This is a genomic window from Pauljensenia sp. C0170B5, from assembly GCF_056590195.1.
Window position 1 is genome coordinate 1 of record NZ_JBWPVR010000011.1, and the last position, 26779, is coordinate 26779.

22 protein-coding genes and 2 tRNA genes are annotated in these 26779 nt (G+C 57.2%); 15 read left to right on the plus strand and 9 right to left on the minus strand.

The features are described 5' to 3' along the window. Nucleotides 1-653, plus strand: a 653-nt coding sequence (locus AC1EJZ_RS09945) for a glycohydrolase toxin TNT-related protein (RefSeq protein WP_480294764.1), incomplete at its 5' end; no start/stop codon positions are given. Between the two features lie 718 nt (nt 654-1371). Further along, the gene (locus AC1EJZ_RS09950) at nt 1372-1845 is read left to right on the plus strand and encodes an Imm61 family immunity protein (RefSeq protein ID WP_157886364.1); all 474 of its coding nucleotides are present in this window, start codon (nt 1372-1374) and stop codon (nt 1843-1845) included. Nucleotides 1846-2182: 337 nt separating this feature from the next. Here the strand turns inward: AC1EJZ_RS09950 and AC1EJZ_RS09955 are convergent. Both AC1EJZ_RS09955 and AC1EJZ_RS09960 read right to left on the minus strand, forming a co-directional pair. Beyond that, nucleotides 2183-2255, minus strand: a tRNA-Lys gene (locus tag AC1EJZ_RS09955). 12 nt (nt 2256-2267) lie between these two features. Then, nucleotides 2268-2343 (minus strand) — tRNA-Lys (locus tag AC1EJZ_RS09960). 167 nt (nt 2344-2510) lie between these two features. Here AC1EJZ_RS09960 and AC1EJZ_RS09965 point away from each other — a divergent pair. Further along, nucleotides 2511-3239, plus strand: a complete 729-nt coding sequence (locus AC1EJZ_RS09965) for a metal-dependent transcriptional regulator (RefSeq protein ID WP_480294766.1) — start codon at nt 2511-2513, stop codon at nt 3237-3239. 42 nt (nt 3240-3281) lie between these two features. Here AC1EJZ_RS09965 and AC1EJZ_RS09970 read toward each other — a convergent pair whose 3' ends face one another. Beyond that, nucleotides 3282-3728 (minus strand): HIT family protein, encoded by a 447-nt coding sequence (locus AC1EJZ_RS09970; RefSeq protein ID WP_070725198.1) that lies wholly within the window; start codon nt 3726-3728, stop codon nt 3282-3284. 181 nt (nt 3729-3909) lie between these two features. On the opposite strand from AC1EJZ_RS09970, the gene AC1EJZ_RS09975 reads away from it, so the two are divergent. After that, complete coding sequence (locus AC1EJZ_RS09975; RefSeq protein ID WP_480294767.1) at nt 3910-6816, plus strand: leucine--tRNA ligase; 2907 nt, start codon at nt 3910-3912, stop codon at nt 6814-6816. A 34-nt stretch (nt 6817-6850) separates the two neighbouring features. Beyond that, a complete protein-coding gene (locus tag AC1EJZ_RS09980) occupies nt 6851-7798 on the plus strand; it encodes an Fpg/Nei family DNA glycosylase (RefSeq protein ID WP_480294768.1) in 948 nt (315 codons plus the stop codon). A gap of 34 nt (nt 7799-7832) precedes the next feature. Here AC1EJZ_RS09980 and AC1EJZ_RS09985 read toward each other — a convergent pair whose 3' ends face one another. Beyond that, on the minus strand, nt 7833-8960 hold the full coding sequence (locus AC1EJZ_RS09985) for a glycoside hydrolase family 172 protein (protein ID WP_480294769.1): 1128 nt from the start codon (nt 8958-8960) through the stop codon (nt 7833-7835). A 224-nt stretch (nt 8961-9184) separates the two neighbouring features. Between AC1EJZ_RS09985 and AC1EJZ_RS09990 the strand changes: the two genes are divergently transcribed. From AC1EJZ_RS09990 to AC1EJZ_RS10005, 4 genes are all read left to right on the plus strand, one after another. Then, nucleotides 9185-10579 carry an ABC transporter substrate-binding protein gene (locus tag AC1EJZ_RS09990; protein ID WP_058236948.1) on the plus strand — a complete coding sequence of 465 codons (1395 nt, stop codon included), beginning with the start codon at nt 9185-9187 and terminating at the stop codon, nt 10577-10579. A 47-nt stretch (nt 10580-10626) separates the two neighbouring features. Beyond that, a complete protein-coding gene (locus AC1EJZ_RS09995) occupies nt 10627-11535 on the plus strand; it encodes a carbohydrate ABC transporter permease (RefSeq protein WP_058236947.1) in 909 nt (302 codons plus the stop codon). A gap of 2 nt (nt 11536-11537) precedes the next feature. Continuing rightward, nucleotides 11538-12452: a carbohydrate ABC transporter permease gene (locus AC1EJZ_RS10000; RefSeq protein ID WP_058236946.1), complete on the plus strand. Its 915-nt coding sequence runs from the start codon at nt 11538-11540 to the stop codon at nt 12450-12452. 64 nt (nt 12453-12516) lie between these two features. Further along, nucleotides 12517-14394: a DUF4185 domain-containing protein gene (locus tag AC1EJZ_RS10005; RefSeq protein WP_092648654.1), complete on the plus strand. Its 1878-nt coding sequence runs from the start codon at nt 12517-12519 to the stop codon at nt 14392-14394. A 233-nt stretch (nt 14395-14627) separates the two neighbouring features. Here the strand turns inward: AC1EJZ_RS10005 and AC1EJZ_RS10010 are convergent, their stop codons facing one another. The 4 genes from AC1EJZ_RS10010 to AC1EJZ_RS10025 all read right to left on the minus strand — a co-directional run bounded on the left by AC1EJZ_RS10010 (nt 14628) and on the right by AC1EJZ_RS10025 (nt 17829). Continuing rightward, the gene (locus AC1EJZ_RS10010; protein WP_058236944.1) at nt 14628-15146 is read right to left on the minus strand and encodes a GNAT family N-acetyltransferase; all 519 of its coding nucleotides are present in this window, start codon (nt 15144-15146) and stop codon (nt 14628-14630) included. A 145-nt stretch (nt 15147-15291) separates the two neighbouring features. Then, a complete protein-coding gene (gene cysE, locus AC1EJZ_RS10015) occupies nt 15292-15900 on the minus strand; it encodes a serine O-acetyltransferase (protein WP_058236943.1) in 609 nt (202 codons plus the stop codon). Between the two features lie 96 nt (nt 15901-15996). Next, nucleotides 15997-16938 carry a cysteine synthase A gene (cysK, locus tag AC1EJZ_RS10020; RefSeq protein ID WP_092648653.1) on the minus strand — a complete coding sequence of 314 codons (942 nt, stop codon included), beginning with the start codon at nt 16936-16938 and terminating at the stop codon, nt 15997-15999. Between the two features lie 249 nt (nt 16939-17187). Then, nucleotides 17188-17829: a YigZ family protein gene (locus AC1EJZ_RS10025; RefSeq protein WP_480294770.1), complete on the minus strand. Its 642-nt coding sequence runs from the start codon at nt 17827-17829 to the stop codon at nt 17188-17190. 318 nt (nt 17830-18147) lie between these two features. On the opposite strand from AC1EJZ_RS10025, the gene rpmF reads away from it, so the two are divergent. From rpmF to AC1EJZ_RS10055, 6 genes are all read left to right on the plus strand, one after another. Then, nucleotides 18148-18324, plus strand: a complete 177-nt coding sequence (gene rpmF / locus AC1EJZ_RS10030; RefSeq protein WP_058236940.1) for a 50S ribosomal protein L32 — start codon at nt 18148-18150, stop codon at nt 18322-18324. Nucleotides 18325-18579: 255 nt separating this feature from the next. Next, complete coding sequence (locus AC1EJZ_RS10035; protein ID WP_070725182.1) at nt 18580-19308, plus strand: Type 1 glutamine amidotransferase-like domain-containing protein; 729 nt, start codon at nt 18580-18582, stop codon at nt 19306-19308. Nucleotides 19309-19425: 117 nt separating this feature from the next. Next, nucleotides 19426-20919, plus strand: coding sequence for a C4-dicarboxylate transporter DcuC (gene dcuC / locus AC1EJZ_RS10040; RefSeq protein WP_480294771.1), 1494 nt, complete (start codon nt 19426-19428; stop codon nt 20917-20919). A gap of 1232 nt (nt 20920-22151) precedes the next feature. After that, complete coding sequence (locus tag AC1EJZ_RS10045; RefSeq protein ID WP_480294772.1) at nt 22152-23636, plus strand: SdrD B-like domain-containing protein; 1485 nt, start codon at nt 22152-22154, stop codon at nt 23634-23636. Between the two features lie 79 nt (nt 23637-23715). After that, nucleotides 23716-25140 carry a SpaH/EbpB family LPXTG-anchored major pilin gene (locus AC1EJZ_RS10050; protein ID WP_480294774.1) on the plus strand — a complete coding sequence of 475 codons (1425 nt, stop codon included), beginning with the start codon at nt 23716-23718 and terminating at the stop codon, nt 25138-25140. After that, on the plus strand, nt 25127-25930 hold the full coding sequence (locus AC1EJZ_RS10055) for a class C sortase (RefSeq protein ID WP_480294776.1): 804 nt from the start codon (nt 25127-25129) through the stop codon (nt 25928-25930). The genes AC1EJZ_RS10050 and AC1EJZ_RS10055 overlap by 14 nt, the downstream gene beginning before the upstream one ends. On the opposite strand, the gene AC1EJZ_RS10060 is transcribed toward AC1EJZ_RS10055, so the two are convergent. Then, nucleotides 25921-26742: a DeoR/GlpR family DNA-binding transcription regulator gene (locus tag AC1EJZ_RS10060; RefSeq protein ID WP_480294778.1), complete on the minus strand. Its 822-nt coding sequence runs from the start codon at nt 26740-26742 to the stop codon at nt 25921-25923. The two genes, AC1EJZ_RS10055 and AC1EJZ_RS10060, sit on opposite strands and share 10 nt — an antisense overlap. Nucleotides 26743-26779: the final 37 nt, after the last annotated feature.

Here is a 26779-nt window from a genome sequence, read left to right on the forward strand (position 1 = left end):
GGCTGCTCGGCAAGCTCACCGAGTTGTTCAGGAAGTTCTCTGACACCCTCAACAGGCTCCTCCGCAAAGGCGCAGACACACCCTCGACACGCATCAACGCTTCTGCCCCTCACGTAGACCCAGCTCAATATACCGAGTTTTCCTTGCATCGCTCCGACGCAACCCCCCATTGGGACACAAGCCCCGCACCATTTGGGAAGAACGCGCACGGAGAGCCGTATCCGACCTACGACGCGTGGGCTTCAAAGAATTTAAACTCGAGAGGTGTTCCGAATTATAGATTTCAAGATACAAACGGCGCCTTGCCTGACTCAGTTGTGCGCCATAGCAGCCTTCAACAAATCAAGGAAAAGTATGGACGATTCGTCGACCGGATCGGTCATCCAGGGGGACAATTCGTCGCATCGGCACCTGAAGGCCGTCATATTCCATTTGAAAAGCGATCAATGCCGCCTCCGAAAGCTCATGACCGTCTCTACGGTTATCAGCTGGGTGAACTGCCTCGTGGCTACTCTGTTGAAGAGGGTACAATCGCCCCCGCATTAGGATTTGAAGACGGAGGTAAGCAATTCATCTTCTTAAATGAACGAGGTGAAATGGTGTCAATTGCAGAGTGCATAGAGAAAGGAATTCTCCTCGAATGGATACACTGAGTTTCGATGAGTTACGGCCTTTAGCTGAATGCCGATGGGCCCGATTTGCACTCAACGAGGTAGCACATGAATCTGTCACGCTGAGCTACGACTATGGCGACCCCGCCCTCCACGTGGTACACCACAACGACGGATCTTTCGCATTCGGTTCAAGCGGTCGAGGTGGTCCTATTTCCTTCTCACTTGTCACTATGGACGCACAGATTGCCCTACGCTGGCTTATCTTAAACGCCAGCTTCCCCTATCGATACGCTCGCGCCTACCTGCAGTTCTCCATTCCTCACCGAACTAGTCAGATACGGGAAGGATATGCTCTCCACCGCTTGACGCGCACACTTTCGACTCTGCGAGCTCCAGATGGCGAACTTCTGCCGATGAAGATGAGCGACGACCTTGTACATGACGTCTCCCAATGCGTGCGCTACTCTCACATTCATGACATAGAGGTACACGACCTGGTCGATTCAGTGACCAACGCAAACGGAGAACCTTCGCTTTCCCAATTCCTTGCCCCTTAGAGCCAACGCAAGAAAACTCTGAGAGCGGAGGCTCCACCCGGAGCTGGATGGCTCTCATATGTTCAGACCGTATAATGAAGGATAAGACTCCGTCACATGTCTTAAGAATAAGGGATGATGCAATATTGACGCTCACGAGTCTTGATGAGCCGTTTTTCGAGGAGCTGTCGAAGCTGGCGGAAAGTTCAGACGCTCTTTTCATGCGCAATGTGTTCCATCCTCGTTCGATCAGTATCAGTCATGCTGGGGATCCGGTCTATCACGTGGCTCAGCTTGAGGATGGGCAGTTCGCATACGGAGAAAGTACGCGAAACGAGGATATCCAATTTACGTTCTTTTCCCCGGATCTTGACCTGGTGACACGCTGGTTCATCTACCAGGCGGGCGAATCATTCCGCTGGGCGCAACGCGACTACCCATCCATGTACATTCCCTGCTACACCTACGAACAGCGCCCTGGTTATTCCCTCGTGGAAATCAACAAATTTGACTACACGCTTCAGACACCCGACCGCGGAATCCTTCCCATGCTCATGAGCGATACGTTGACCAATGACTACTCGCGTACGGTGGAGTTCTCCTATGTCTGTGATATTCCGGTTCGGGATCTTCTTGACTCTTTTCTGGATCCTGATGGTCATCCAGCCCTCGAAGCATTCGTTGTCGAGGAATAGCGGGTGTGAGGGTGGTGTGAGGCTGTGTCGTTGATGAGTCTTGATGAGCCGTTCTTCGAAGAGCTGAGGCCGCTGGTGGAAAGTTCGGACGCTCTTTTCATGCGCAATGTGTTTCATCCGCACTCGATCCAGCGTCAGCTACTCGAACGGGGATCACGACAATCGCCTCGCCGACCTCGATGACGGGGATGCGCATTGAGACGCCAACCATGGCCGACCCTCGGCTCACTCTGCGCAATATCTGTGCAGGCTTTGTTGTCGACCGCCAAGACGTGCACGTGACCGAAGAAGCATGAAGAGGTGACAAATTCTCTTGGAGGAGCGGAGGCATAAAAAGTGCGCCGTGAGGGAATCGAACCCCCAACCCGCTGGTTAAGAGCCAGCTGCTCTGCCAATTGAGCTAACGGCGCATGAGTTACAGGTGGTGCGCCGTGAGGGAATCGAACCCCCAACCCGCTGGTTAAGAGCCAGCTGCTCTGCCAATTGAGCTAACGGCGCTACGTCTCGTAACGAAGTAATACTGTACTCGTGTCAAGGGGCTTCAGACAACTTGAAAAGTAGGCGATAGGACACATCTGCAGGACGCATGCACAGGCGCGCATGGGCATCTACAGTAAGAATCGGAGCGCCAACGCGTCTTTGACACTGACAAACCTGGAGGGCTGATGGAACACCACGACGATCTGCGTGACGTGCCCATCACGCAGATGACGCAGGACTACTTGAAGACCATTTACTCCGCAGGGGAGTGGAGTGGTGCCGGAGTATCGGTGAACGATCTTGCCGCCAGGATGGGCGTTGTTGCATCGACCGCATCTGAAAACGTCAAGCGCCTGACAGAGCAGGGACTGGTTGAGCACGAGCCCTACCATAAGGTTCACCTGACCGAAAAGGGCCGCGCAATAGCAGTAGGTGTGGTGCGTCGCCACCGGCTCCTCGAAACCTACCTGTACGAAAAGCTCGACTTTGAGTGGGACGAAGTTCACCGAGAAGCAGAAATCCTTGAACATGCGGTCTCCGAGACGCTGCTTGAGCACCTCGACCGTGCGCTTGGTTTCCCGATGCGCGACCCACATGGCGACCCGATTCCGGCTCCTGACGGCACTCGCCTGGCTCCCGGTATGATGCCGCTGTCTGACGTTGTCGAAGGAACTGACACGGTCATCGTGCGAATCTCAGATGGCCATCCGCAGATGCTGCGCGATCTGGCCAGCAGGAGGATCGCCCTGGATGCCCGTATCACGGTGGTGCGCCGCTCACCTGCGCTGGGAACACTCACACTTGACGTGCGTGAATCTGGTGAAGAGCGCGCGCATACCGTCGAAATCGGTGACGTGGCCGCAGATGCCATTTTCGTAGCCACCGACCCCGACGATCTTCACGTTGAACAGTAACGGGCGCAATCGCGCGCCAACTGTCGCAGCCGCGCACCCGAGCTAGCTCAGGGAAGCTGACCCCATCGACGGCGGCACGTTCGCCTCGTACCCCAGGCCCACCAGTGCCTCACGCACCCTCGTCGTAGCATCGTCGAGGGCATCATCACTAGCCTGAGCAGCATTGGCGAATGCAATATCTGCTTCCGACTTCATGGGGACCACATGCAGATGGGTGTGAGGTACCTCAAAACCGGCAATGATCAGGCCGGCTCGTTCCACGTCGAAGGCTTCGATCTGTGCTCGCCCAATGATGTGAGCCACGCGCATCAGGTGCTCGGCAACCTCCACCGGCGCGTCCGTCCACGACGGGTAAGGGTGGCGCGGCACCACCAGCATGTGACCAGCGCGGATCGGCTCAATGGTGGCAAAAACAACACAAACGTCGTCAGCCCATGCGAAGCGTCCCGACCATGTTCCATCAATGATGTTCTCAAATGCTGTACTCATGGCTCTATTGTCACCCATCTTGCGCCCGCATGGGCCACCCTCGTCGCGATACCCCTCCGCACCTGCGCCCGATCGTACGCTGAACGAATCCGGTAGCCAGTGGCGCGATGAGATACCCTTAAGTGGTTGGCAACAGGCCAATTTGACGAGCATGACCGAAGAATTCGAGAGGGATCCATCAATGAGCCAGAATCAAGGTTCGGAGCCGGAATTCCGCTACACCGCACAGATGGCCAACGCCATCGAAGACAAGTGGCACAAGCAGTGGGATGACCGTGGCACATTCAATGCCGATAACCCAACCGGAGACCTTGAAGGGCCACTGGCGCAACTGACCCCTTACTTCCTGCTCGACATGTTCCCCTACCCGTCAGGCAAAGGCCTGCACGTTGGACACCCACTGGGCTATATCGCCACTGACACGATCGCACGTTTCCAGCGCATGCGCGGCTTTAACGTGCTGTACACGATGGGATTCGACGCATTCGGTCTTCCCGCTGAACAGTACGCCATCCAGACCGGCCAACATCCGCGCATCACGACATACGACAACATTGCGAATATGCGTCGCCAACTGGCGCGCCTGGGACTGTCGCACGACAAGCGCCGCTCATTTGCTACAACCGATGACCTGTTTGTGCGTTGGACGCAGTGGATCTTCCTGAAGATCTTCAACGCGTGGTATGACACTGAAGCGACGAACCCGGCCGGCACGAAAGGCTGCGCCCGTCCGATCAGCGAACTGGAAGACGAATTCCGCTCCGGCACGCGCCCGATCGCCACATCTGAGGGCGAGGAAACATTCGACAAGGCGTGGGACGATCTGACAGCGGTCGAACAGGCCCGCGTGCTCGATTCCTACCGCCTGGCCTATATCAACGAGGCGCCCGTGAACTGGGCTCCCGGCCTGGGCACCGTGCTCGCCAACGAGGAAGTCACCGCCGAGGGACGCTCCGAGCGCGGCAATTTCCCAGTCTTTACCAAGCGCATGCGCCAATGGATGATGCGAATCACCGCCTACGCTGACCGCCTGGACGCTGACCTGGACACAGTGAACTGGCCGGACAAGGTGCGCTCAATGCAGCATCACTGGATTGGCCGCTCCACCGGCGCGCGCGTCACATTTGACGCTGACGGCACGCGGCTCGATGTGTTCACCACCCGCCCTGACACGCTTTTTGGCGCAACATTCATGGTCGTTGCCCCCGAACACCCCCTGCTCGGGGACGAGGGCGACGCTGCTGACCTGAACGTGCCTGCTGAGTGGCCCGATGGAACACGCGAAGCGTGGACAGGTGGATACGCCACACCAGCTACGGCTGTGAAAGCCTACCGTGAACGCGCTGCACGCATGACGGATGCGGAGCGAACCGCCGAAGCAGGAGAGAAGACAGGCGTGTTCTCCGGGCGTTTCGCCACCAACCCTGTTAACGGCACGAGCATCCCGATTTTTGTGGCCGACTATGTCCTGATGGGATACGGCACCGGCGCGATTATGGCTGTGCCCGCGCACGACCAGCGTGACTTTGACTTCGCACGTCGTTTCGACCTGGACATCATCACCACGATCACCCCACCCGAAGACTTCGACCGCGAAGAGGCCGCGTGGGTCGGTGACGGTGTCATCACCAACTCGGCCAATGAGGAAGTGGACCTCAACGGTCTGGGCAAGGAAGCAGCCATTGAGCGCATCACACAGTGGCTGGAAGAACGCGGCCTGGGCAAGAAAACCGTGACGTACCGCCTGCGTGACTGGCTGTTCTCACGTCAGCGCTACTGGGGTGAACCGTTCCCCGTGGTGTATTCGGCTGATGGCCGCGTGCACGCGCTGCCTGATGAGATGCTCCCCGTCACCCTGCCGGAAATTGATGACTTTTCGCCGCGCACATTCGATGAGAACGATGCTGCGTCTGAGCCGGAAGCACCGCTGGGTCGGGCAACGGACTGGTTGGACGTTGAACTGGATCTGGGTGAAGGCAAACAGACGTATCGTCGTGACACGAACACCATGCCGAACTGGGCTGGCTCGTGCGCTTACGAAATCCGTTACGGCGACCCGAATAACGCCGAACATTTCGCTGATCCGGTCAATGAGCAGTACTGGATGGGGCCGCGCAACCCGGGCGAATCCGGCGGTGCAGACCTGTATGTCGGTGGCGTCGAACACGCCGTTTTGCACCTGCTGTATGCGCGTTTCTGGCAGAAGATCCTCTTCGACCTGGGATACGTCAGCGCATCTGAGCCGTTCCACCGGCTGTTCAACCAGGGCTACATCCAGGCCTACGCCTACACGGATTCACGCGGCGCATACGTGCCGGCCGATGAAGTGACGGGCGACGAGGAAAGCGGATTCACCTGGAAGGGTGAGCCCGTCACACAGGAATACGGCAAGATGGGCAAGTCCCTGAAGAACGTTGTCACACCTGACGAATTCGCTCAGGACTATGGCGCGGACACGCTGCGAGTGTATGAGATGTCGATGGGACCGCTGGATATTTCCCGCCCGTGGGAGACGCGAGCCGTCGTTGGATCTCAGCGCTTCCTGCAGCGCCTGTGGCGCAATGTCCTCGATGAAGAAACTGGTGAGGTCACTGTCAGTGACGAACCGGCCGATCTGGCCACGCGCAAACTGCTGGCCCGCACGATCGCGGATGTGACGGTTGAGTTCGAGAACCTGCGCATTAACACCGCCATTGCCCGCATGATCGTGTTGAATAACCACATCACGTCGATGGATGCGGTACCGCGCGAAATCATCGAACCCCTGGTGCTGATGGTCAGCCCTGTTGCGCCGCACATCGCTGAAGAACTGTGGCACAAACTGGGGCACGGTGAGTCGCTCGCACGTGAACCGTTCCCGGTCGTTGAGGACGAATCACTGCTCGAAGAAGAAACGATTACTGCGATCGTGCAGGTCAACGGCAAGGTTCGTGCCCGCCTCGATGTATCGCCCTCAATTGACGAGGACGATCTGCTCACTCGCGCGCTCGACCTGGAGCCGATCCGCGCCATCCTCGATGGACGTGAGCCGCTGAAAGTTATTGTGCGCGCACCTAAACTGGTGAACCTGGTTCTGCCGAAGAACTAGCCGCGCACTGCCAGATTGGTAGTGGCGAGAACCTATGCCTGAAGGCGACGTTATTCACGCTCTGACCCGCACGTTCGACACGCTGTTTGTCGGACGTGCGGTCCGGGTGTCATCGCCGCAGGGGCGCTTCGCCGGCGGAGCACGCCTGATCAACGGCAGGATAGTGACGTCGGTTCGTGCGCACGGCAAGCATTTCTTCATGCAGTTGAGCGCGCCCGGACCGGTACGCGAGGGACACCCCGACGGTACGCAGGTGGCATATACCGACGACCTGTGGCTGCATGTCCACCTGGGTCTGTATGGGTCGTGGCGTTTATATGGCGGTGAATCGGTGGAGGTTCCGGTATCGATCGGAGCTCCGCGGCTGGCTGGCGACAGCGGCACAACGGACGAGTACGGCCGATGGACTCCACCCGAGCCGGTTGGCCAGGTCAGGGTCCGCATCGAAACAGATGACGCGGTCGCCGACCTGTCAGGTCCCAATCGCTGCGAAGTCATCACACCTGATGAACAGCGCCAGGTGCTGCGGCGTCTGGGTCCCGATCCGCTTTCACCCCACGCGCTGACTCGTCCCGACCTGGAGTGCGCCTTCATCGATGCGATCCGCTCACGATCGCGCACCATCGGCGAACTGGTTATGGATCAGTCTGTGATTGCCGGCGTTGGGAACATTTACCGCGCAGAATCGCTCTTCATTACGGGGATTCATCCCAGACGCCGAGGCAACCGAGTGGCCGAGGCGCGCCTGAGCCTGCTGTGGAAAACGATCTGCCCACTCATGGCACACGGCCTTGAAGTGGGCAGAATCGAAACAGTGAGCGACGAGGATGCTCCGGAACCACCCCTTGAGGGTGATCCTGAAGCATCACGCTGGTATGTCTATCACCGCACCGGTAGGCCGTGCCTGCGTTGCGGCACTCCCGTTGCGGAGGATCTGATGGCTACGAGGCGTCTCTTCTGGTGTCCGAGCTGTCAGCGCTAGGCAAAAGCCCGACGCTGACAGGAAGGCTATGACACTAGGCCAGGTCAGTGGCCGGAGCTGCTCCCAGGTGGACCTCCATGGAATCGTAGGTCGGCGCCTCGGGACGGTTCGTGACCGGACGATCCAGGTAGAACATGGCGGTCGAGGCGATGTCGTCATGCAGCGGCAGGTAGCGGCCACCTGAACGCCAGCCCAAAGCCTGAATGTCGACGCGCGGCAGTCCCTTGGAGAAGTGGATTGCATCCTGAATATGGAAGCGGTACATTCCGAAACGCTGATTGGCGATATACAGGCCATCGGGGCGGATGACCTGCGGCATTCCCAAATACGGCGTGGAGAACGTCGTGTATCCGCGGCCGGGGACATCGAAGTTCCAGGCACCACCGAAATAATCCTCAGTGCCGGTGCCACAGATCGTGGGATAGTCAGTGTCGTCGTCCATGTAGAACTTGATTTCGCCTTCGCCCCACCAGCCATTGTCATTGACTGACCATGCGATGTAGGTGCCCACGTAGTGCCCTTGGCCCTCGATGTTTTCCAGAATCGGGTGTGTGGTGAGCGTCGGCAGGGGGTTGGAGCGGCGCCACTGCGCATGGAAGTAGGCGATATCGTCCTTGGCGGCTGCGCCGTCAGCGGCGGATGAGTCACCCTCGTCAATGTCGTAGGTGATCTGGTAGTAGACGCGGGCATCCTCGTCGGAGGTGTTCTCCAATGTCAGGCGAGCACCGGACTTGAACGGCATGGGCCAGAAGGAGTTGAAACCACCGTGCGGGTTGGCGGCGATCGGAACAGAATTAACCTGCGAGAACACGGACCAGCCATTGCAGAAGAAGTCGCCGTAGGGCACCTCAACGGCAGGTTCGTCACTGCCGTCCCAGTAGCAGCGGAAGACCAGGCGACGCCACAGTGAGGTGTGAGCGGTCATCCAGATATGAGTGATGCATCCGGCACCTGAGATGTTGGCCAGCTCGAATGTGCCGCGAGCCGGAACGTCGATACTGGGGGAGATCTTCCACGTGGGTCCCAGGTCGCGTGCACATTCCGCACCGGTTCCCTCGGTCGCACGGCCGCCATCCCCAGGTGTGCCGTCGAAGTTTTCCGGAGAGATGGAGCGAGTGGCTACGTTGCGAATTGTGGTCAGACCTGTCAAGGGGGAGAGCATCGTTGATCGCCTTTCCTGAGAAAATATCACAATGTGTGTCGAAATTTCACGAGTTGTAATCGATTACTGTATAGTGTAGAGCACCAGGTAGTCAGGGTCAATTAGCCATTGGCTTCCAGGTGCCATAATCAGCGAGTTTTCCACTGGTGGAATGCTCAAAGATCATCACAACGCGAGATAGGGCTAACGGACTCAACGTTGAGTCATATCGAAGAGGAGACACCATGAATTCAGGAAAGAGCAGGTGGGCGTGGGCAGGGATTGCGTCGTTCACCTTGGCATCTGTTCTCGTAGGAGGATGCGGCTCGGGAACGCCAGGTGAACCCGCAGGTTCAGAAAGCGGCGCAGCAGCCTCGGGGTCATCATCCGAGGGCGGCACGACCATTGAATTCTGGCACCGCACATTCACCCCCGTGGAAAATGAGTGGTACAAGAACATCGTTCAGAAGTTCAACGAAGCGCAGGACGAGATCACCGTAGTCGACACCGAAGTACCGGCCGACGCGTGGGATCAGAAGATGAAGTCGGCGCAGGCAGCAAACAAGAGTCCCGACATTTACACCTTCGCCGGACCGCTCAACGACGGCGTGAATGCCGCTCAGTTCCACGATCTGGATTCGATCGTGTCCAAGGAAGGCCTGGACAAGATGACCGACCTGGCACGTTCGGTTTCCCAGATTGATGGCACTTACTACGCATACCCGCTGGTTCTGGAGCCGCAGACAGTGCTGTTCTGGAACAAGGAAATGGTCTCCGCTGCCGGCCTTGACGCTGAGCAGGCACCGAAGACGTGGCAGGATCTGCTCGACAACTGCGCGAAGATTCAGCCAACCCTGTCGGATGGTCAGTACTGCATTTCCCCGGCATCTGATGCCGGCACATTCGCCTGGGCATCTGTGGGCCAGCAGTTCAATGCTTCCGGACACAACGCACTGACCGATGACTGGAGCGCACCGAACATCAACGACCAGGGCTACCGTGACCTCATGCAGTTCTACAAGGATCTGTGGGACAACGGCTACATGGCCAAGCAGCCTCTGGGCAGCTACCTGGAAGCCAAGGAATTCGGTGAAAAGAAGGTGGCCTACAAGGTGTCCGGTTCCTGGATGATGTCCGAGGTTGGCTCCGACTACCAGGACATGCTGACGAACACGGGTCTGGGCCTGTTCCCGAGCTCACCGAACGGAGAGGGACGAACCACCACCACACTGGGTGACTTCAAGTGGGTTGTTGACGCAAAGGCCAAGCACCCTGAAGAAGCAGGCAAGTTCCTCGAATGGGTTCTGGCCGGAGACGTTGAGAACCTCGTTCCGTTCTATGTTGCCACCCAGTTCACCAAGATTCCTCCGCGCGACGACGTTCAGGAAGGCGTGGCCGCCACTGAAGAGGCCAAGTCCGCTCCGTGGTCAGACGTCATCATGACTGAGATTGCTCCCGATGCCATTCCAAGCGTTGCCTACCCGTGGGATGTCTCGATGGCAGTCGGCACGGCGATGGAGACCGTGATGAAGGGTGCCGCGACCGCTGACCAGGCGATCGACACTGCTGAGAAGGCGATCCAGACCGTGATCGATCGTGAGAGCCTTCCCGAGAAAGCACCTGCTCCCGGCGATAAGTAACTCAGCCCTGTCATAGGACTGTTCCCAGGCTGAAGAAAGGAATCCCGATGTCCAGTACAAAGGTGCGGAAGGACTCAAAGAAGTTCCGTTTCCGTGATGGACGACTCGCATACCTCTTGATCCTTCCCGCCTTTGTGCTGCTCGGGATCTTCGTGGTGTGGCCAGCAATTTACGCAGCGTACCTGTCATTCCAGGACTGGAGCTTTTACAAGCCCGCAGTATTCGTTGCGTTCAAGAACTACACGGACGTCCTCAAGGACCCGCTGTTTATCGCCGCCATTAAACGCGGTTTCATGTTCGTTCTGTTCACCGTGCCCACCACGTTGGTTCTCGCATTCCTCTTTTCCAGTCTTGTCGTATCTGTGTCGCGCAGATTTGCTGACACGTTGAAGGTCAGCATCTATCTGCCGACCATTATTTCCGGCGTTATTACCTCGATCATCTTCGTGTTGATCTATGACTACTCCGGCGGCATTTTGAACTGGTTCCTCGGGTTCTTCGGAGTTGAACCAATCGCATGGCTGGGTGACCCCCAGTGGGCGCTTCTGGCCATCGCAGTCCCGGCAATCTGGCTGGGAATGGGCCTCACATCCCTGATCATGGTGGCAGCCATGATTGACATCCCCAGCGAGTTCTACGAAGCCGCCTCGCTCGAGGGAGCGAACTGGTGGCAAAAGACCTTCTACATCACATTGCCGCAGATGAAGAATGTGGGGTTGTATCTGCTGGTAACAGGCATTATCGGCGCGATCCAACAGTACGAGCTCCCGCTGGTCATGACCGGCGGCGGGCCGTTGGATTCGACAACCACACCGAACCTGTTCATCTTCAATCACTTCCGCGGAGACATGAACGTGGGCTACTCGATTGCAGCAGCCCTGCTGATGTTCCTGGTTCTGGGAACCCTCTCCGCACTGATCTTCAAATTCGTGAACTCCGAGAAGCTGGTGGATTAATCATGTCAGTAATGTCAACGTCGACGGGTGTCAGCACCGCAATGGAGACATCGGACTCCACGAAGAAAGAACAGGCAGCAGCACCGCAGTTCCACCGGAAACAATGGTGGCCGGTCATCCTGATCAAAGGCCTGTTCGGTGCGATCTTCATCTTCGCTGCACTGTTCCCCCTGCTGTGGATGGTCATCGCAGGATTCAAGGCAAAGACCGAAGTTGTTCAGACCCCCTTCCAGTTCTTCCCCGAAGTGTGGCACTGGGAAAACTACGCGCGCATCGCGCAGGATCCCACGTTCATCCGCGCATTGCTGTGGACGCTTCTGGGTGCGCTGCTCTTCATGACTGCCAGCCTGACCGTCAACTCACTTGCTGCCTATGCGTTCGCACGCCTGGAGTTCCGCTTCAAGAAAATCCTGTGGGTCGTCATGATCACGACGATGTTCATTCCGGGTATGACGATTCTGCTGACCAGCTTCATCGTTGTGACGAAGTTACGCATGCTGGATACTCTGGCCGTTCTGGTTATTCCCGGTATCGCGAACGCGGGAATGATCTTCTTTATCCGACAGTTCTACCTGTCGATCCCCTCATCCCTCGAAGAGGCAGCCATGCTGGATGGGTGCGGGCGTTTCCAGATTTTCGTGCGTCTGTTCCTGCCCCTGTCGAAGCCTCCGTTCGTCGTCATGGGCATCACGTCCTTCCTGGGATACTGGAATGCATACGTGTGGCCGATTCTGACCATCACGTCCCCGGAGAAGTACCAGCTCCAGCAATACCTTGCGACGTTCCGCTCGGAACGTACCTCTGAACTGGGTTTACTCATGGCGGGCTCTGTCCTGTCAGCGGCGCCAGTGATCATCATCTTCCTTATTTTCCAGCGCCAGATCATTGGCAACATCAAAATGTCCGGTCTGAAGTAGGAGCGTCCTCATCGATGAGGACGACGGTCACGGCCGACACACCCATCCAAGGAAAGGACACGCTATGCGTGAGTCTAGCTCACCACCAGGGCGCTGCTTATTCACTCGACGAGGAGCAATCATTGCTGCCTGCGCATGCGCCGGCGCGCTGTGTCTGGCAGGAACAGCGTGCGCTGCCGATCCAGCCGCACCCGAGGCGGAGAAGCCATACGCTCATCCTTCGGCTGCACGCGTTGTCGCTCAGCTGACAGGTGCTAAAGGTTTTACAAACACCGCCCAGACCATGAAAATCCAGGGAACCGACCTTGGAATCATGTGGGATGACGGACACGGTCATGTGTTATTCGCTGTTGGTGACACCTTCGGCGAATGGAGCGGCAATGGTGGCGGCGGAGAAGACTGGCGTTCGAATGCACTGCTGCGTTCGTCCACCAGGAACTTCGCTGAAGACGGAATCCTGTTCGATTCTGCCGTGGTCGATGAGAACGGAAAAGCGCGGGAGATCATTCCCTCGCTCAAGATCCCTGAAACCGAGCACACCACTATTCCCACCGGCGGCATCGCGGTGGGCGGCCGGCAGTATTTGGCGTTCATGTCGGTGAATAAGTGGGGCGTCCCCGGAGAATGGTTCACGAACTATTCCCGTATCGCGTACTCCGATGACGGGGGAGAAACCTGGAATACGACCGACGGCCCGCAGTGGACCAACGATGACAAGTGGTCCAATAACTTTCAGATGGTGGGCTTTGCTCACGGTCAAGGCGATGGCTTCGTCTACATGATGGGCACGCCGAATGGTCGCTTCGGTGCCATCCGCATCGCCAGGGTTGATGAGAACAAGATCCTCGAAAAGGATGCTTACCAGTACTGGAACGGCAGCGAGTGGGGTGACGACGAGGGTACCGCGGCCGACATCATTGAAGCTCCAACGACGGAACTGTCTTTGCAGTACAACTCATACCTGAACAAGTGGATGCTGATGTACACCACTGATTCAGACGAAGCGGGAATCTTTGACGTGGTGTACCGCCTGGCAGATCGTCCGGAAGGTCCGTGGTCAGACAAGACAGTAGTGGCAACCTCACTGGATTATCCCGGAATGTATGCACCGTACATGCACCCGTGGAATTCAGGTTCAGAAGTGCATTTCGCCATGTCAATCTGGGGCTCCTACAACATTTTCCAGATGGCATTCGAGGTAGATAAGGATGGCAATGTGATCCACCCGAACCTCGTTAAGGACCCCGGTTTTGAGCGCGTAGAGAATGGCGGTATGAGTCCCCATTGGCAATGCCACGGACCTTGCGGTCTTGATGGCAAGCCGGATTGGGCATATGGGTCAGAACACCAGGCATGGATGCGGAACAACCAAGGCACGTTGGAGCTTTCCCAGACAGTAACCGTCACACCCAACACTCACTACAAGATGACAGCGTTCGTGACGACTGGTCCTGACAACCCGCAGCGCACTGACAAGGGAACGGTGGGTGCGCGTCAAACCGGTCCAGGCGGACAGGTTCTTGCCTCTCAGGAATTCACACACTTGGCCGGATACACGCGCTTTGTTGTGGAATTCGACTCGGGAAGCAACAGCCAGATCGATATTTTTGTAGACGCTGCCCCTACTGCTGACCAGTGGGTGCAGATGGATAGCTTGTCTCTGAAGGCCACTGGACCGAGTAAGTCCGACACCAAGCCTGCAGATGGTGATGCAAACGCCGATGCCGATGCGGGTAAAGACGAGGGCAATCTTGGTGGCGACGTGAACCGGCCAGAAAACGGCAACGGGGGTAAGGCAGGAGCGGCATCCGCTCAAGCCGGCTACAAGGCAACGGTTGCGCGTACCGGCTCCACAGTCGGAAGCCTCGTGCCCGCACTTGTTGGAATCAGCCTGATTGGTGGGCTCTCCTTGGTTGCAGCAAGGCGCCGACAGGCTAGGTAATGTTCAGCTGAATACGACATTGACGAGGGCGACTCACGCACTGGTGGTGTGCACCGAACATCGGATGGGTCGCCCTCGTCAATCGTGTTAGGGCGTCTAGGTGCGGTGACCCGCAGTGGTCATGGATGCAAGCCGGAGCTAGCTCGGGCATACAGGCCCATGCAAAATAGAAGACGGACGAAAGCCGGTAGAGAAGCGGGGTAGACAGGCGTCTGCAGCGAGCAGGGGAGGACCTAGGACGCGGAATCGTCCGATTCGGCGTTGACCTCCACAAAACCGAGTGCGTCGTAGAACTTCTGCGCGTCGGGCGCGGATTTCAGATCAAGGCGCAAGGACAAGTCATTTTCACCCCACGACGCGCAACGGCGGGCAAGCTCGGCAATGAGCACCGTTGCAATGCCTTCACGACGACATTCAGGATCAACAATCAAGTCAATGACGAACGGACCGCGCGGAGCATCATCCCACACAACATCGGTGACGCACAGGATCGCTCCCACCAGGCTTCCGTCACGCCACGCGCCGATGAACGAGTCGTCACGAGGCTGACCAAACGCACCTTCAAAATACAGACGCATTTCATCCGTTGATTCCCACAGGTTCTCCGCAGTGGAGGGCGCTCCATAGGCGATGACATGGAGCGATGCCAACGCTGGGATGTCGTACCTCGTGAGGGTGGCAAGCTGGACGCCCTGGGGCTGATCGACATCGGCCAACGTATTCAAAGAAGCTTGCAACGTTCGCTTCGTCATGCCCTTAGCCTACGTGACCTGGCGCACGTTTGTGGGTATTTTGGCAGGTGACGTCACCTCCGATGTCACACACATTGGCGTGAGCACGTGCAACATGCGGTGTGGGCCGAGGGGGAAGCGCAGCGCAGAGGCCGAGATTCCTCGGTTAAATCAGGAGGGACGGATCCACGTAGGAGTTCGGATCCACAATCAGCTCATCGTCCGGCTCTTCCACCGATTCGGGGGAAGGATGCGACCTGGCCGGAACCCCCAAGGCCACCGAGCATTCCGGAACATCGCGGGTCACCACGGCGTTCGCACCCACCTTTGAATTGTCACCGATGGTGATCGGGCCCAGAACTTTTGCGCCCGCACCGATCATGACATGGTGCCCCACTGTGGGGTGACGCTTCCCCGGACTCATCGACACACCGCCCAGCGTGACACCATGGAAGATCACGACGTCGTCGCCCACTTCAGTCGTCTGGCCGATCACGACACCGGTCGCATGGTCAATGAAAACCTGATGGCCGATCTGCGCGGCCGGATGGATATCAACTCCAGTCATGACACGCGCGAAAGAGGAAATCAGGCGAGCCGGTATACGCACATTGCGCTGCCACAGTGCGTGCGCAACACGGTGACTCCACAGCGCGTGCACACCAGGGTAGGTCAACGCCACTTCAGTGCGCGATCGTGCAGCTGGGTCACGTTTGAGCGCAGTGTCGAGGTCCTCTCGCAGAAGCTTAAGCGCACGTGAGGGAGAAAGTGCCATGATGCCTCTTATTCAATCAGTGGCCGAGATCCCCAGTGTGGGTGACAGGAGCACACCGCTCGTGCCACCCACACGTGAGACCGATCAGTATCAGTATTACTCGTTGTCGTCGCGCAGATCTTCAAACAGCGCAGTTGACAGGTATCGCTCGCCCGTATCGGGCAACACGACCACGATGTTCTTACCGGCGTTTTCAGCACGCTCAGCAACCTGGGTTGCTGCAGCCAGAGCAGCACCCGAGGAAATGCCGACAAGCAGGCCTTCTTCAGCAGCGGCGCGGCGGGCAAAGGTGAGAGCAGTGGGGGTGTCGATATCTATCACCTCATCGACGACTTGTGCGTTATAAGTGTCGGCCACGAAGTTCGGTCCAATTCCTTGGATTCCGTGGGGGCCACTTGCGCCACCGGTCAGCATAGGGGATTCAGCGGGCTGCACGGCGATGATCTGGATATCAGGGTTCTTCTGTTTGAGCGCGTCGCCCACACCTGAGATCGTGCCGCCAGTTCCAACTCCGGCAACGACGATATTCACCGTGCCGTCGGTATCCGCCCAGATTTCTTCCGCGGTTGTGACGCGGTGTATTTGCGGGTTGGCAGGGTTGGTGAACTGTGAGGCGATGATTGAGCCTTCACGTTCGTCACGAATCTTCTCGGCTGCGGCCACGGCACCGGAGATGCCGTCCTTCGGGTCGGTCAGCACCAGTTCAGCGCCGAAGGCTTTCATCAGCAGGCGGCGCTCAATGCTCATCGACGAGGGCATCGCGATGACCACGTGGTAACCACGCGAGGCGCCCACCATTGCCAGTGCGACACCCGTGTTGCCTGAGGTGGCCTCGATGATGGTTCCGCCTTCCTTGAGGGCGCCCGATTCCTCGGCAGCGTCGATGATGGCGGCAGCGATACGGTCCTTGACAGATGACGCAGGGTTGAACGCCTCTACTTTTGCGATGACGTGGGCGTTGTCGCCCGCGAGGCGATTGATAGCGACGAGGGGGGTGCGGCCAATGAGTTCAGTGACGTTTGCGGCGATAGCGGTCATGAAAAATCACTCCATAGAGAAAAAGTCAAGAAGGAAAGAAAAAGAAAAATGGGCTGGTTCAATCACCATGCGGGCGAACAGCAGTACGCATAGACGTACGGAGAAGGCTATTCGCCCTAGAGACACTCCGCCGTGCAGATACAGAAAAAGCACGCAGAAACTGCGTGCACGCAACGCCGCGCGACCTGTGTCGCGTTCATCTGGTTCGTTGCTGTGTGAATCACATGCGACACTGTACGGCCTTTTGTCTCATGCGTCCACTTCTATTCGAGTTTGTCCCGTTACGTGAACGCTGGCCTGCCCGTGGGTCAGAACCATCGCGCGGTCTACCCACTGCTCGATGTCGTCGTCAGTGGCGGCGACATCGAGGTGGACACGCGCATCCCACGTGCTGCCCACAATCGGCACATTCGCGCTGTGCAGCTCCGACTGGAACTTACCGGCATCATTGGGATCGACAGTGATGCGAGCAATGTTAAGAGTCTTGATGACCACGTGAGGTGCGCGGGCCAGTGCCTCACTCACCGCCGACGAATACGCGCGGATGAGGCCTCCCGCACCCAGCAACACTCCGCCGAAATAACGGGTGACGACAGCCGTCACATTCCACGTGTCAGACATTTTGAGGGCTTCAAGCATAGGCGTGCCGGCTGTGCCCGATGGTTCCCCGTCGTCAGAGGAATGCTGGATTGCGTTTCGGCCATCCGCACTGATGAGGTAGGCCGAACAGTTATGCCGCGCCTGTGGGTGCTCCGAACGGACCATGTCGATGAGTGCGCGCGCTTCATCTTCGGTGTCGGCGCGGGCCAGAGTGGCGATGAAGCGTGAGCGTTTGATCTCGATTTCATGGGTGATCAGCGTTCCTGCACGAAGCGTTCGGATATCGTTCACGGAATCTGTGTCACCCCTCCGCTTGCTCGTGATTCCATTGATGATGCTGTCACTCTATCGTGTCGGCATGCAGTAGCGGCGCATGGTCGTCCTCGTCAATTACGACAATTACGAGGGGAGTGGAGGGCGCAAATGTGGGCAAAGTCCTACAAAGAGGGAAGAAAGTCACGCCCCTGGCGTGCTAGAGTTTTTGGGTTGCCGGTACGCGAGTGAAATCACAGCGAAACTGGAGTCAGCAGCTGGCATTTTGTCAGCAGGCATGGCACAGTTATTGCCGGTAGTGATGTCCACGAATGTAGAAAGAGGAGCGGTAGGGCCATGGCAGTTCCCAAACGCAAGATGTCCCGAGCGAACACCCGCACTCGCCGGTCAGCATGGAAGGCTGATCTCACCCAGCTCGACAATCTGAAGGTTGCCGGTCGTGAGATTCGCGTGCCCCGTCGCCTGGCGAAGGCGTACAAGAAGGGCTTGCTCAGCGTCGACGATCTCGACTGAGACATTTTTCTTACGCGTCACTCGATGACGTGAGGACCCGGACACCCCGCGAGGTGTCCGGGTCTTTTGTTGTGTGTACGATCGCTGCCGCCGTGGATGATGCAACGCTGCTGATCCATGCGCTGTGCGTGCCCAGAAGGATCAGCCGAACACTCAGACAGGACGTGTCTTTCCGTTAACATAAGAACAGCACGGCAATCCGGTGCCTGTGGCCGCACATCACAGCGGCGGCATGAAGAATCTGAGAGGTGAGGGATGACTCGAGAGCGCTTTATTGTGGGCACGTCAGGCACATATCATCCGGGACGGCGGTGCGACGTTGAATATGGTCCTCTTGCCGCATACGCAGTGGAGCTGGCAGGCGTGGAAGGGCGGGCACCGAAGATTGGCTACCTCGCCACGGCGTGCGGTGACCAGAAGGCGCGAATCGCTGAACGCATGGAGGCGGCGCGGTTGCGCGGGTGGCAGCTTAACCCGTTGACCTGTTTCATGATGCCGAACGTCGACGACCCTCGCGAATACCTCCTGGACCAGGACGTCATCTGGGTTGACGGGGGATCGGTGGTGAACCTGCTGGCAGTGTGGCGCGCACACGGACTGGACGAGGTCATGCGCGAAGCGTGGGAGAAAGGCATCGTTCTGGCTGGCGTGTCCGCCGGATCAATGTGCTGGCACATCGGCGGAGCCACGGATTCATTCGGACCGGACCTGCGTCCCGTCACCGATGGCCTCGGCTTCCTTCCCTACGGCAACGGCGTGCACTACGGAGTGAACCCGCAGCGTCGTGAACTCCTGCAGCGCATGGTGGCCGAGGGTGACTTCACTGATGCCTACTCGTCAGAAAACGGGATCGGCCTGGTCTACCGCGATACGGAACTTGTCGACGTGGTGTCGGATCGGGACGAGGTCTACGGTTGGCACACGTTCAAGGACGGGGATGAGGTTGTCGAAGAACAACTCACGCCTCGCCGTCTTGCTGATTAATTACATCATCATCACAGTTTTGGGTCTGTCCACTGATACAGTGCGACTCGTCCCCACGGCGGCACCGCACGGGTGATGCCGCTTTGGCATGTGAAACATTTCAAAGAAAGGGTCCGCATGATTACTTTCCTCGTGATTGTTATTGCTCTGGCGGGCATTGCTGCGGTCGGATACCTGGTGATCAAGAAGGTACATCCGGCTGCGTCAATTTTCACCGTCGGCATCGTGCTCATGATGATCGCTGCAGCGATGGGCAAGATCGATAACGCAACACGCGAAATTGAAGCCACTGGCAATGCGTTCTACGACGAGCTGCAGATAGTCGAATCGATCTTCGCCAATCGCTTCACCGGAATCGGTATGGCGATCATGGTGCTGTTCGGCTTCGTATCCTACATGCGGTACATCGGCGCAGATGCCAAAGCCGTCGTCATCTTGTCGAAACCCCTCAGGGCTTTGCACGGCTCATATTGGCTGATCCCCGTCGGTTTCATCCTGGGCAACATCTTGTCTCTGGTGGTGCCGTCGGCCGCATCCCTGTCGCTGCTGCTCATCGCCACGCTGTTGCCGGCGCTGGTGGCATCAGGATTGACGCCGCTGACGGTGGGCGCAATTGTGGTGACGTCGTCGACCATTGTCCCGACGCCGCTGGAAGCGGGCCTGATCCAGGGCGCTGACCTGGTTGGTATGCCTGTCACGCAGTACGTGTTTGGCCATGTGGCGTTGGCGACGATTCCGACACTGCTGATCACGGCTTTCATTCATATGTGGTGGCAGCGTCGATGCGATCTGGTCGATGCACGCAAACGTGCTGACGTGGCTGCTGGCATTGTCGCAGCGACCGGTGCGACCGGAGCTGAAATGAAGGCTGCGAAGAAGGGTGAGAAATCTGCGTCGGGCGCGTCGAACAGTGCCTCAGAAGCAACGATCCAGGATGCCCTCAAGCGCGCAGCCAATTTGCCGTGGTTCTACGCATTGTTGCCGTTGCTGCCACTGCTGCTCATCATCATTTCAGCGGCTCTGAAACGTCTGGGTGTCATCCCGTTTGAGGCTGGCATCCTGCCTGTCACCGTTGTCTCCCTGTTCATCGCGATGATTGTCGAGGCTATCCGCCTGCGTTCACTGAACAAGGCGATCGATGCGGGTAAGAACTTCTTCACCGGTATGGGTGAGGCAGCGGGCGGCGTGGTTGCGCTGCTGGTCGCCGCCGCAATTCTGGTGGAAGGTATCACGCAGCTTGGTGTCATCAAGATGCTGACTGATGCGACGGAAGGTTCAAGCGGCGCTGCGGCATTGATCATCTTGATCTTTGTCGTGTCGGTCGCGCTGCTGTCTACCCTGACGGGGTCTGGTACCGCTCCGTACTTCGCTTTCTCCGAGGTTGTCCCGCACTTGGCCGAAAGCGGTGGTGTGCTGCCCATTCGTATGTTGAACTCGATGTGGGCAACGTCAAACCTGATGCGTCAGGTGTCGCCTGTGTGCGCTGCGGTCCTGATCGTATCGGGCGCCATTAAGGTCAATCCGATTGAACTGGTCAAGCGCACAGCGGTTCCGATGATCGCCGCAACGGTTCTGAACGTGATTTTCTCGTTCCTGTTCATTCACGCATAAGCGGTGAGACTGGCTCACTCAGGGGGCTTGCTCCACGCGGCGGGATTTTGGTAATCCGGCCGCAGAGAGCAGGCCCCCTGTTCGTGTGCTGTCCACGTGCATTGAGCACGCTTAGCGCATGTATGAGAACGCGGCTTATCAAACTGTTTGTGGCAGGATTCAACAGGTCGAGGTAGACATCATCGGATCGAGGTAGCAGTGCCCTAGTTACAGTCAGTGAAGCGAGTGCCAGTCAACCGGTCAAGGTAGGAGTCAACGGGTCAAGGTCATCGCGTTGTCTGGAATCAACCAGTCAAGGTATGAGCGGACGATTCGGACTGAACACTTATCAGCGACAGTGACTTTCCCGCACTATTATGCGGATCTTGAATAGTGAGACGTGGCAGTAGTGGTCTCTTACCTTGACCGGTTGACGAAAAGCCCGTTCGTTTACCTTGACCGGTTGACGCACATTGTCTGTCGTACAACACGCCAGCTGAACTGGTGTCGGCACTACCAGTCGCTTCACGAAATGCGCCCCCGACAGGAACTTCAAGATTCGAAAAAACGGCGTTATTGTGCGGGAAAAAGCCGGTAGTAGTTGTGCCGAGCGACAAACGTGCAACAAGGGGTGAGAGGCATATTTAGTTCTTCAGAAGGGGTATCACAGATGCGGGTGCGTCTTTGATACTGGCGAGAATACCACTACGCCACGAGAGTAGAGCATGGAAAACCGGGGGGCGGGGCGAGCTGCACGAGGAAAGCTAGAAAAGCAGAAAAAACTTCCCTTACGGCGGGCAGCTTAACTTGCACCCCACCCCAAGACTTTTAAACGGCTAGTCGTGCCACGTGAAATTCTGCTGACTTAAAATCTGGGTGAAAGGACCGAGAAGCAGGAAAAGTTCATGGAGCCCTAGACAAATCTGTTGGTCAGTGAGGGAAGTTTCGTGGGCGTAGTCGAGCCTGCACGCTAGGCGACTGATCCCCCTGCACACGGTGGTTGCTGGAACATTGCCCTCAAAATCATCTGGCAAGAGAACTGCGAGCTGAGGTTCTCCCATTTGAGCAGCAGTGGCATTAAGACGCAGCTTGGTTATCCCCGCCTTCACCGCCATGGTGAGTGCGACTACCAGCTGGTCTTCAATAAGCTCGCGGGCGTTGTTGAACGTGAATATCAGGTTCGATCTTTGAAGCCGGGTGAGAGTGAGTTTTACACGGTGCGGGGCACTGTTACTCGAAGCGAGGCGGGTAAGGTGATCGCTAATCAAGCGTTCTACACGTCTAACCAGACGCCACGGTCTCGCCCGAATGATCCTGTGCCCCCACGCTTTAATGCGGGCAAGCCTTTAGGCTCAGGCAACATTTCGGGCAGCTCGTCGTGTACAGCCCCGGGCGGGTGGGTCACCCCCGGTGACGCGTGCGATCAAGTGTATGCGTCCATCTCGCCTGCAAGCGTGCCGGTTGGCTCCATTAGCGGGCTTATCTGGTGGGATAAGAACCGTGACGGCATTAAAGACTCAGATGAGCCACTGATTGCGAACTCGACTGTCACACTGCTCAAGGCGGGCTCAGATGAACCCATCTCAACTCAGGTGACGAATGCTCGCGGTGAGTACACGTTTGATGGGGTTGAAACCGGTGAGTATCAGGTGGCGTTTAACGCTGGTGAAAACCCGCAGCCTGACAAGTCGTGGGCGTTTACTCTGGCGAAGAGCGCGTGCGTGAAAGACCGCTCATGCGCCGGTGAAGACACGAGCAGGACACCTACCCTGACGGTCAGCGAGAAGTCGTTGAACGTGGGGAATGTGAACGCTGGGCTCGTCACGTTCGATGCTGCGCTGAAAGTGTTGAAAGGCGCTTCCGTTAACAAGCAGAGCGCAAACAAGGCGGACTTGAGTCAAAACGCTGTGGTGAAAGCAGCCGATAAGGTGTGGCAGAGCATCATCGTGGAAAACACGGGTGATGAGCCAATCGGAAACCTCAAGCTGGTGGACGCAGTGGAAAGCGGGGCTGGGGCTGACTGGCAGAACGTCAGTGGCAATGAGTGCACTCTCGATGCGGGCACTACCCAATCTGACGAGAAAAATACGAGCGTCCAGTTCACCGACGAAACGGTCCTTGCCCCCGGTGCGTCTATCGCGTGTCACGTGCCACTTCTCGTGGGTGAAGATGAGCATAAGGACACGATTACGGTCACTGGAACGTCGACGAGAACGAACACTCCACTGTCTGACTCGTCAACCATGCGGGTCAGGTTGCGCCCAGAAGACGTGCCAACCCCAATGATCACGGCTGAAAAAGGCGTGCTTGATAAAGGGGTTTTCACCACGAACATTCCACTCGAGCAAGCAAAGCCCACCACGGTCACGTTCAAGGTGACGAACTCGGGTAATGAGGATCTAGAGAGCGTGGATTTGAGCGACACGACCACGGTTGGGCGTGACAGCGTGCAAAGTATTTCCTGTGAATGGCCCGCAGGTGAGGGCAGCTTAAAAGTCGGGCAGTCACTGACATGTACGGGCACGTTAACGATGAGCGCTGGGTCGAAGCATTCTGACACGGTGTACGCGGTGGGGGTTGGTGTCAAGTCCCACAAGAACACTTCTGATGAGGCGTCTTTTAGCACGTATTCGAACGTGGTTTTCCCTGACTCGGGGCGCGGTGGGGTTATTGGGCTGACCATCATGGGGATGATTCTCCTTAGCGTGGGAGCGCTTAGCGTTAGGCGCAGGAAGTAGCAGAAAAGGGGGTGGGCGTATACGTCCAGACGCATGTGCGCCCACACGGGGCGTGGCGAAAACATGTAAAGGAGTTAACGTGAGACGAACACTGTGGGGGATGCCCCTCGCATTGGGCGCAATCATGTGTCTAGGGCTATCCGGCGTGGGAGGCGCTGCTCAAGCTGCTGACGCGCCGTCGATCGATCAAGACACTGGGTCGCTGACCGTTCACAAGCTTGTCCAGCCTGTGGGTGAAGCGCCTGCTGGTAACGGGTTGGAAGACCCGAATGTTTCTGGTGAACCGATTGAAGGTATCCAGTTCGACGTTCAGCCACTTAACGGCGTGAACTTGAAGACGAACGAAGGGTGGACAAGTCTACCTACCGTTGTGGATGCGTTTTCAAAAGGTGAGAACCTGCCGAGCGGGGTGACACTGGGGGATTCAACGAGCGTGAAAACCACAGCTAGTGGTGAAGCGAAGTTTAATGATCTTCCTGTTGGCGCTTACGCGGTTAGTGAGAAACTCACCGACGAGCAGAAGATGAAGTACACGGGTGTGGTACCGTTTATTGTCACGATCCCGATGACTCATCCCACCCAGTTGAACACGTGGGTCTATGACGTTCACGTCTACCCGAAGAATGACGTTCATGCAGCTGAGAAAAAGGTTGTTGACGCTTCGGCTTCTGACATGAACACGTCCGACGTGAACTTCACGATTGAAACATCTATTCCAGCAGGTCACGCGAGCGACTTGTACCGCGTTGAAGACAAGCTGGATTCTCGCATTCAGTTTAAGAGCGCGACAGTTGCTGCCGGTAAAACCGCACTCACTGATAAGAGCGACTACACGATCACTAACGCTGAGAACACGGTGGCAATGGAGCTGACCGAGCAGGGACGCGCGAAAGCTTTCGCTGCACTATCAAGTGATGCGAACGCAAAAGTTGTCACCACCCTGACCACCCGCGTCACAGCTTCTGGTGAGATCGACAACAAGGCGACGTTCTACCCGAATAAAGCCTCTGTCCAAACGGGTGGCACACCAACGAACACGGTTCAAACCAAGTTCGGTGGCGTCAAACTCGTCAAGCAGAACGCCGCTCAGCAACCTCTTGAAGGCGCTGAGTTCGCCCTGTACTACGGTGCAAGCTCTGACTTCAAGGCAGCAACCCAGATCCGCACTGGAGCCACCGGTAAAAACGGTGAACTCTCCTTTGATGGACTGCGCTACTCTGCTTTCGCTAACGGTGCGAGCGTGGATAAGAGCGCTGACGGCTACGCCCACTACTGGCTGGTGGAAACGAAAGCCCCCGCAGGCTACGAGCTTTTACCACAGCCTATTGAGGTGAGCGTGGATTCACAGCTTGCTGCTGCCCAAGCAATCAGCGTGGTGAACACCCCCTCGCATGGTGGTGGGATGCTTCCACGAACCGGTTCAACCGGCTTCTGGGTGCTCGTTGGTGCTGGCGTGCTCATGCTCGTCGGCTCTGGCTTAATGGTTGCTCGTGCTCGCCACTAAAAGGCGGGTGATACTCGGTGGTCTGGGAATGATCATGGGGCTGGTGCTCGTGTCCTACCCGTTTGTCGGCGGGTGGGTCGCCTCCCAGCTCCAGTCATCCCAGATCGCCACCTATTCTCAGGCATCTGGCAGCAGTGGGTGGGAGAAGATCGTTGAGGATGCGCGCACCTACGATGATGAGCGTCAAAACGCGCCCGTGGGTGGTAGAGGCGACGCGCACTATGAAAGCGTGCTCTCGTTTAAAGGCACTGACGTCATGTCACGCATTGTTGAGCCCAGCGCAAGTATTGACCTACCTGTTTACCATGGGACGGATGCTGCCACCCTTGAGCGCGGGGTCGGGCACCTTTTTGGTAGTGACATGCCGGTGGGCGGAGTAGGGCGTAACAGCGTGCTCACCGCGCACACGGGGCTGAAAGCAGCCCGAATGTTCGACAATTTGACGCGCGTGGAAGCAGGGGACGTGTTCTATGTGCGCACGGGCGGGTGGACCGGAGCCTACAAGGTAGTGAAAACCCTCGTCGTCTCCCCAGAAAAGGCAACCACGCTTGCTCAACGAGTAAGCGGACGCGACATTGTGACCCTAGTAACCTGCACGCCCTACTCGGTGAACACTCACCGCTTTCTAGTGGTGGGTGAGCGAACCACGATCGATGAAAATACCGCGCCGATCCCCGTGAAAGGAAAAACCGCATCAGCCCTGCCCCTAGTGTGGGCGCTCATTGGACTGGTGGCGATTATCGGGGTGTGCGCATGGAAAATGCGTTTAGTTGGTGGGGCTTACGATTGAGCGTCTTTCTCATTTGAAGGAGTAAGGACGGTTACTCCGGCTTCTTCCCATGCTCGCGCATTTTCGGGTGTGAGCGGGTGCTCTGTAATGAAGTAGCGAGCGAGGGAAAGTGGACCAATCTGGCAAAATAGTTGGCGTCCGATTTTTGAGGAGTCAGCTAGGATAACGACCTTTCTAGCTGCATGAGCCATTTGCGCCATCATATTGGCTTCAGCAAGATAGGACGTGGTGTACCCAGCTTGCGCGTCAGCACCTCCTACAGAGAGAAAAGCAATATCTGCGCTGAGACTGGTGTCGGGATTCGTTCCCGAAGCTGGAAGACGTACTGGTCCGATTGTGGCAAGTGAATGAATGCGGACAATACCACCAAACATGTAGAGGTCTCTGCATGTGTCTTTTGGCAAGGAACTTGCGAGCGCAAGATTGTTAGTCGCAATCGTGAGGTTTTTCCTGCCTCTGAGGAATGGGGCTATTGAGAGAATCGTTGTGCCAGCATTCATAAGAATGACGTCTTGGTCCTTGATGAGGCTTGCAGCGAGTGCCCCAATTTGATCTTTAGCTTGCTTGTTGACGCGGGATCGTACCGTGATAGCGGACTCAACGGGCATGGTTGCTCGTGCACTAACGGCGCCACCGCGAGTACGGGTGATGTAACCGTCTGCTGCGAGAAGGTCAAGGTCACGCCTAATGGTGTCAACAGAGACAGAAAAAGCCTGCGCGAAGTCATTAACTGTTCCTTGTCCATTCTTTTCAATGTGATCGAGAAGCTTGCGTCTTCTTCCGGCGGGCAAGTCGTTATTCATTTGGAGCATGTGTCGAGTGTAACCGATTGTGACCTCGAATTTTCTG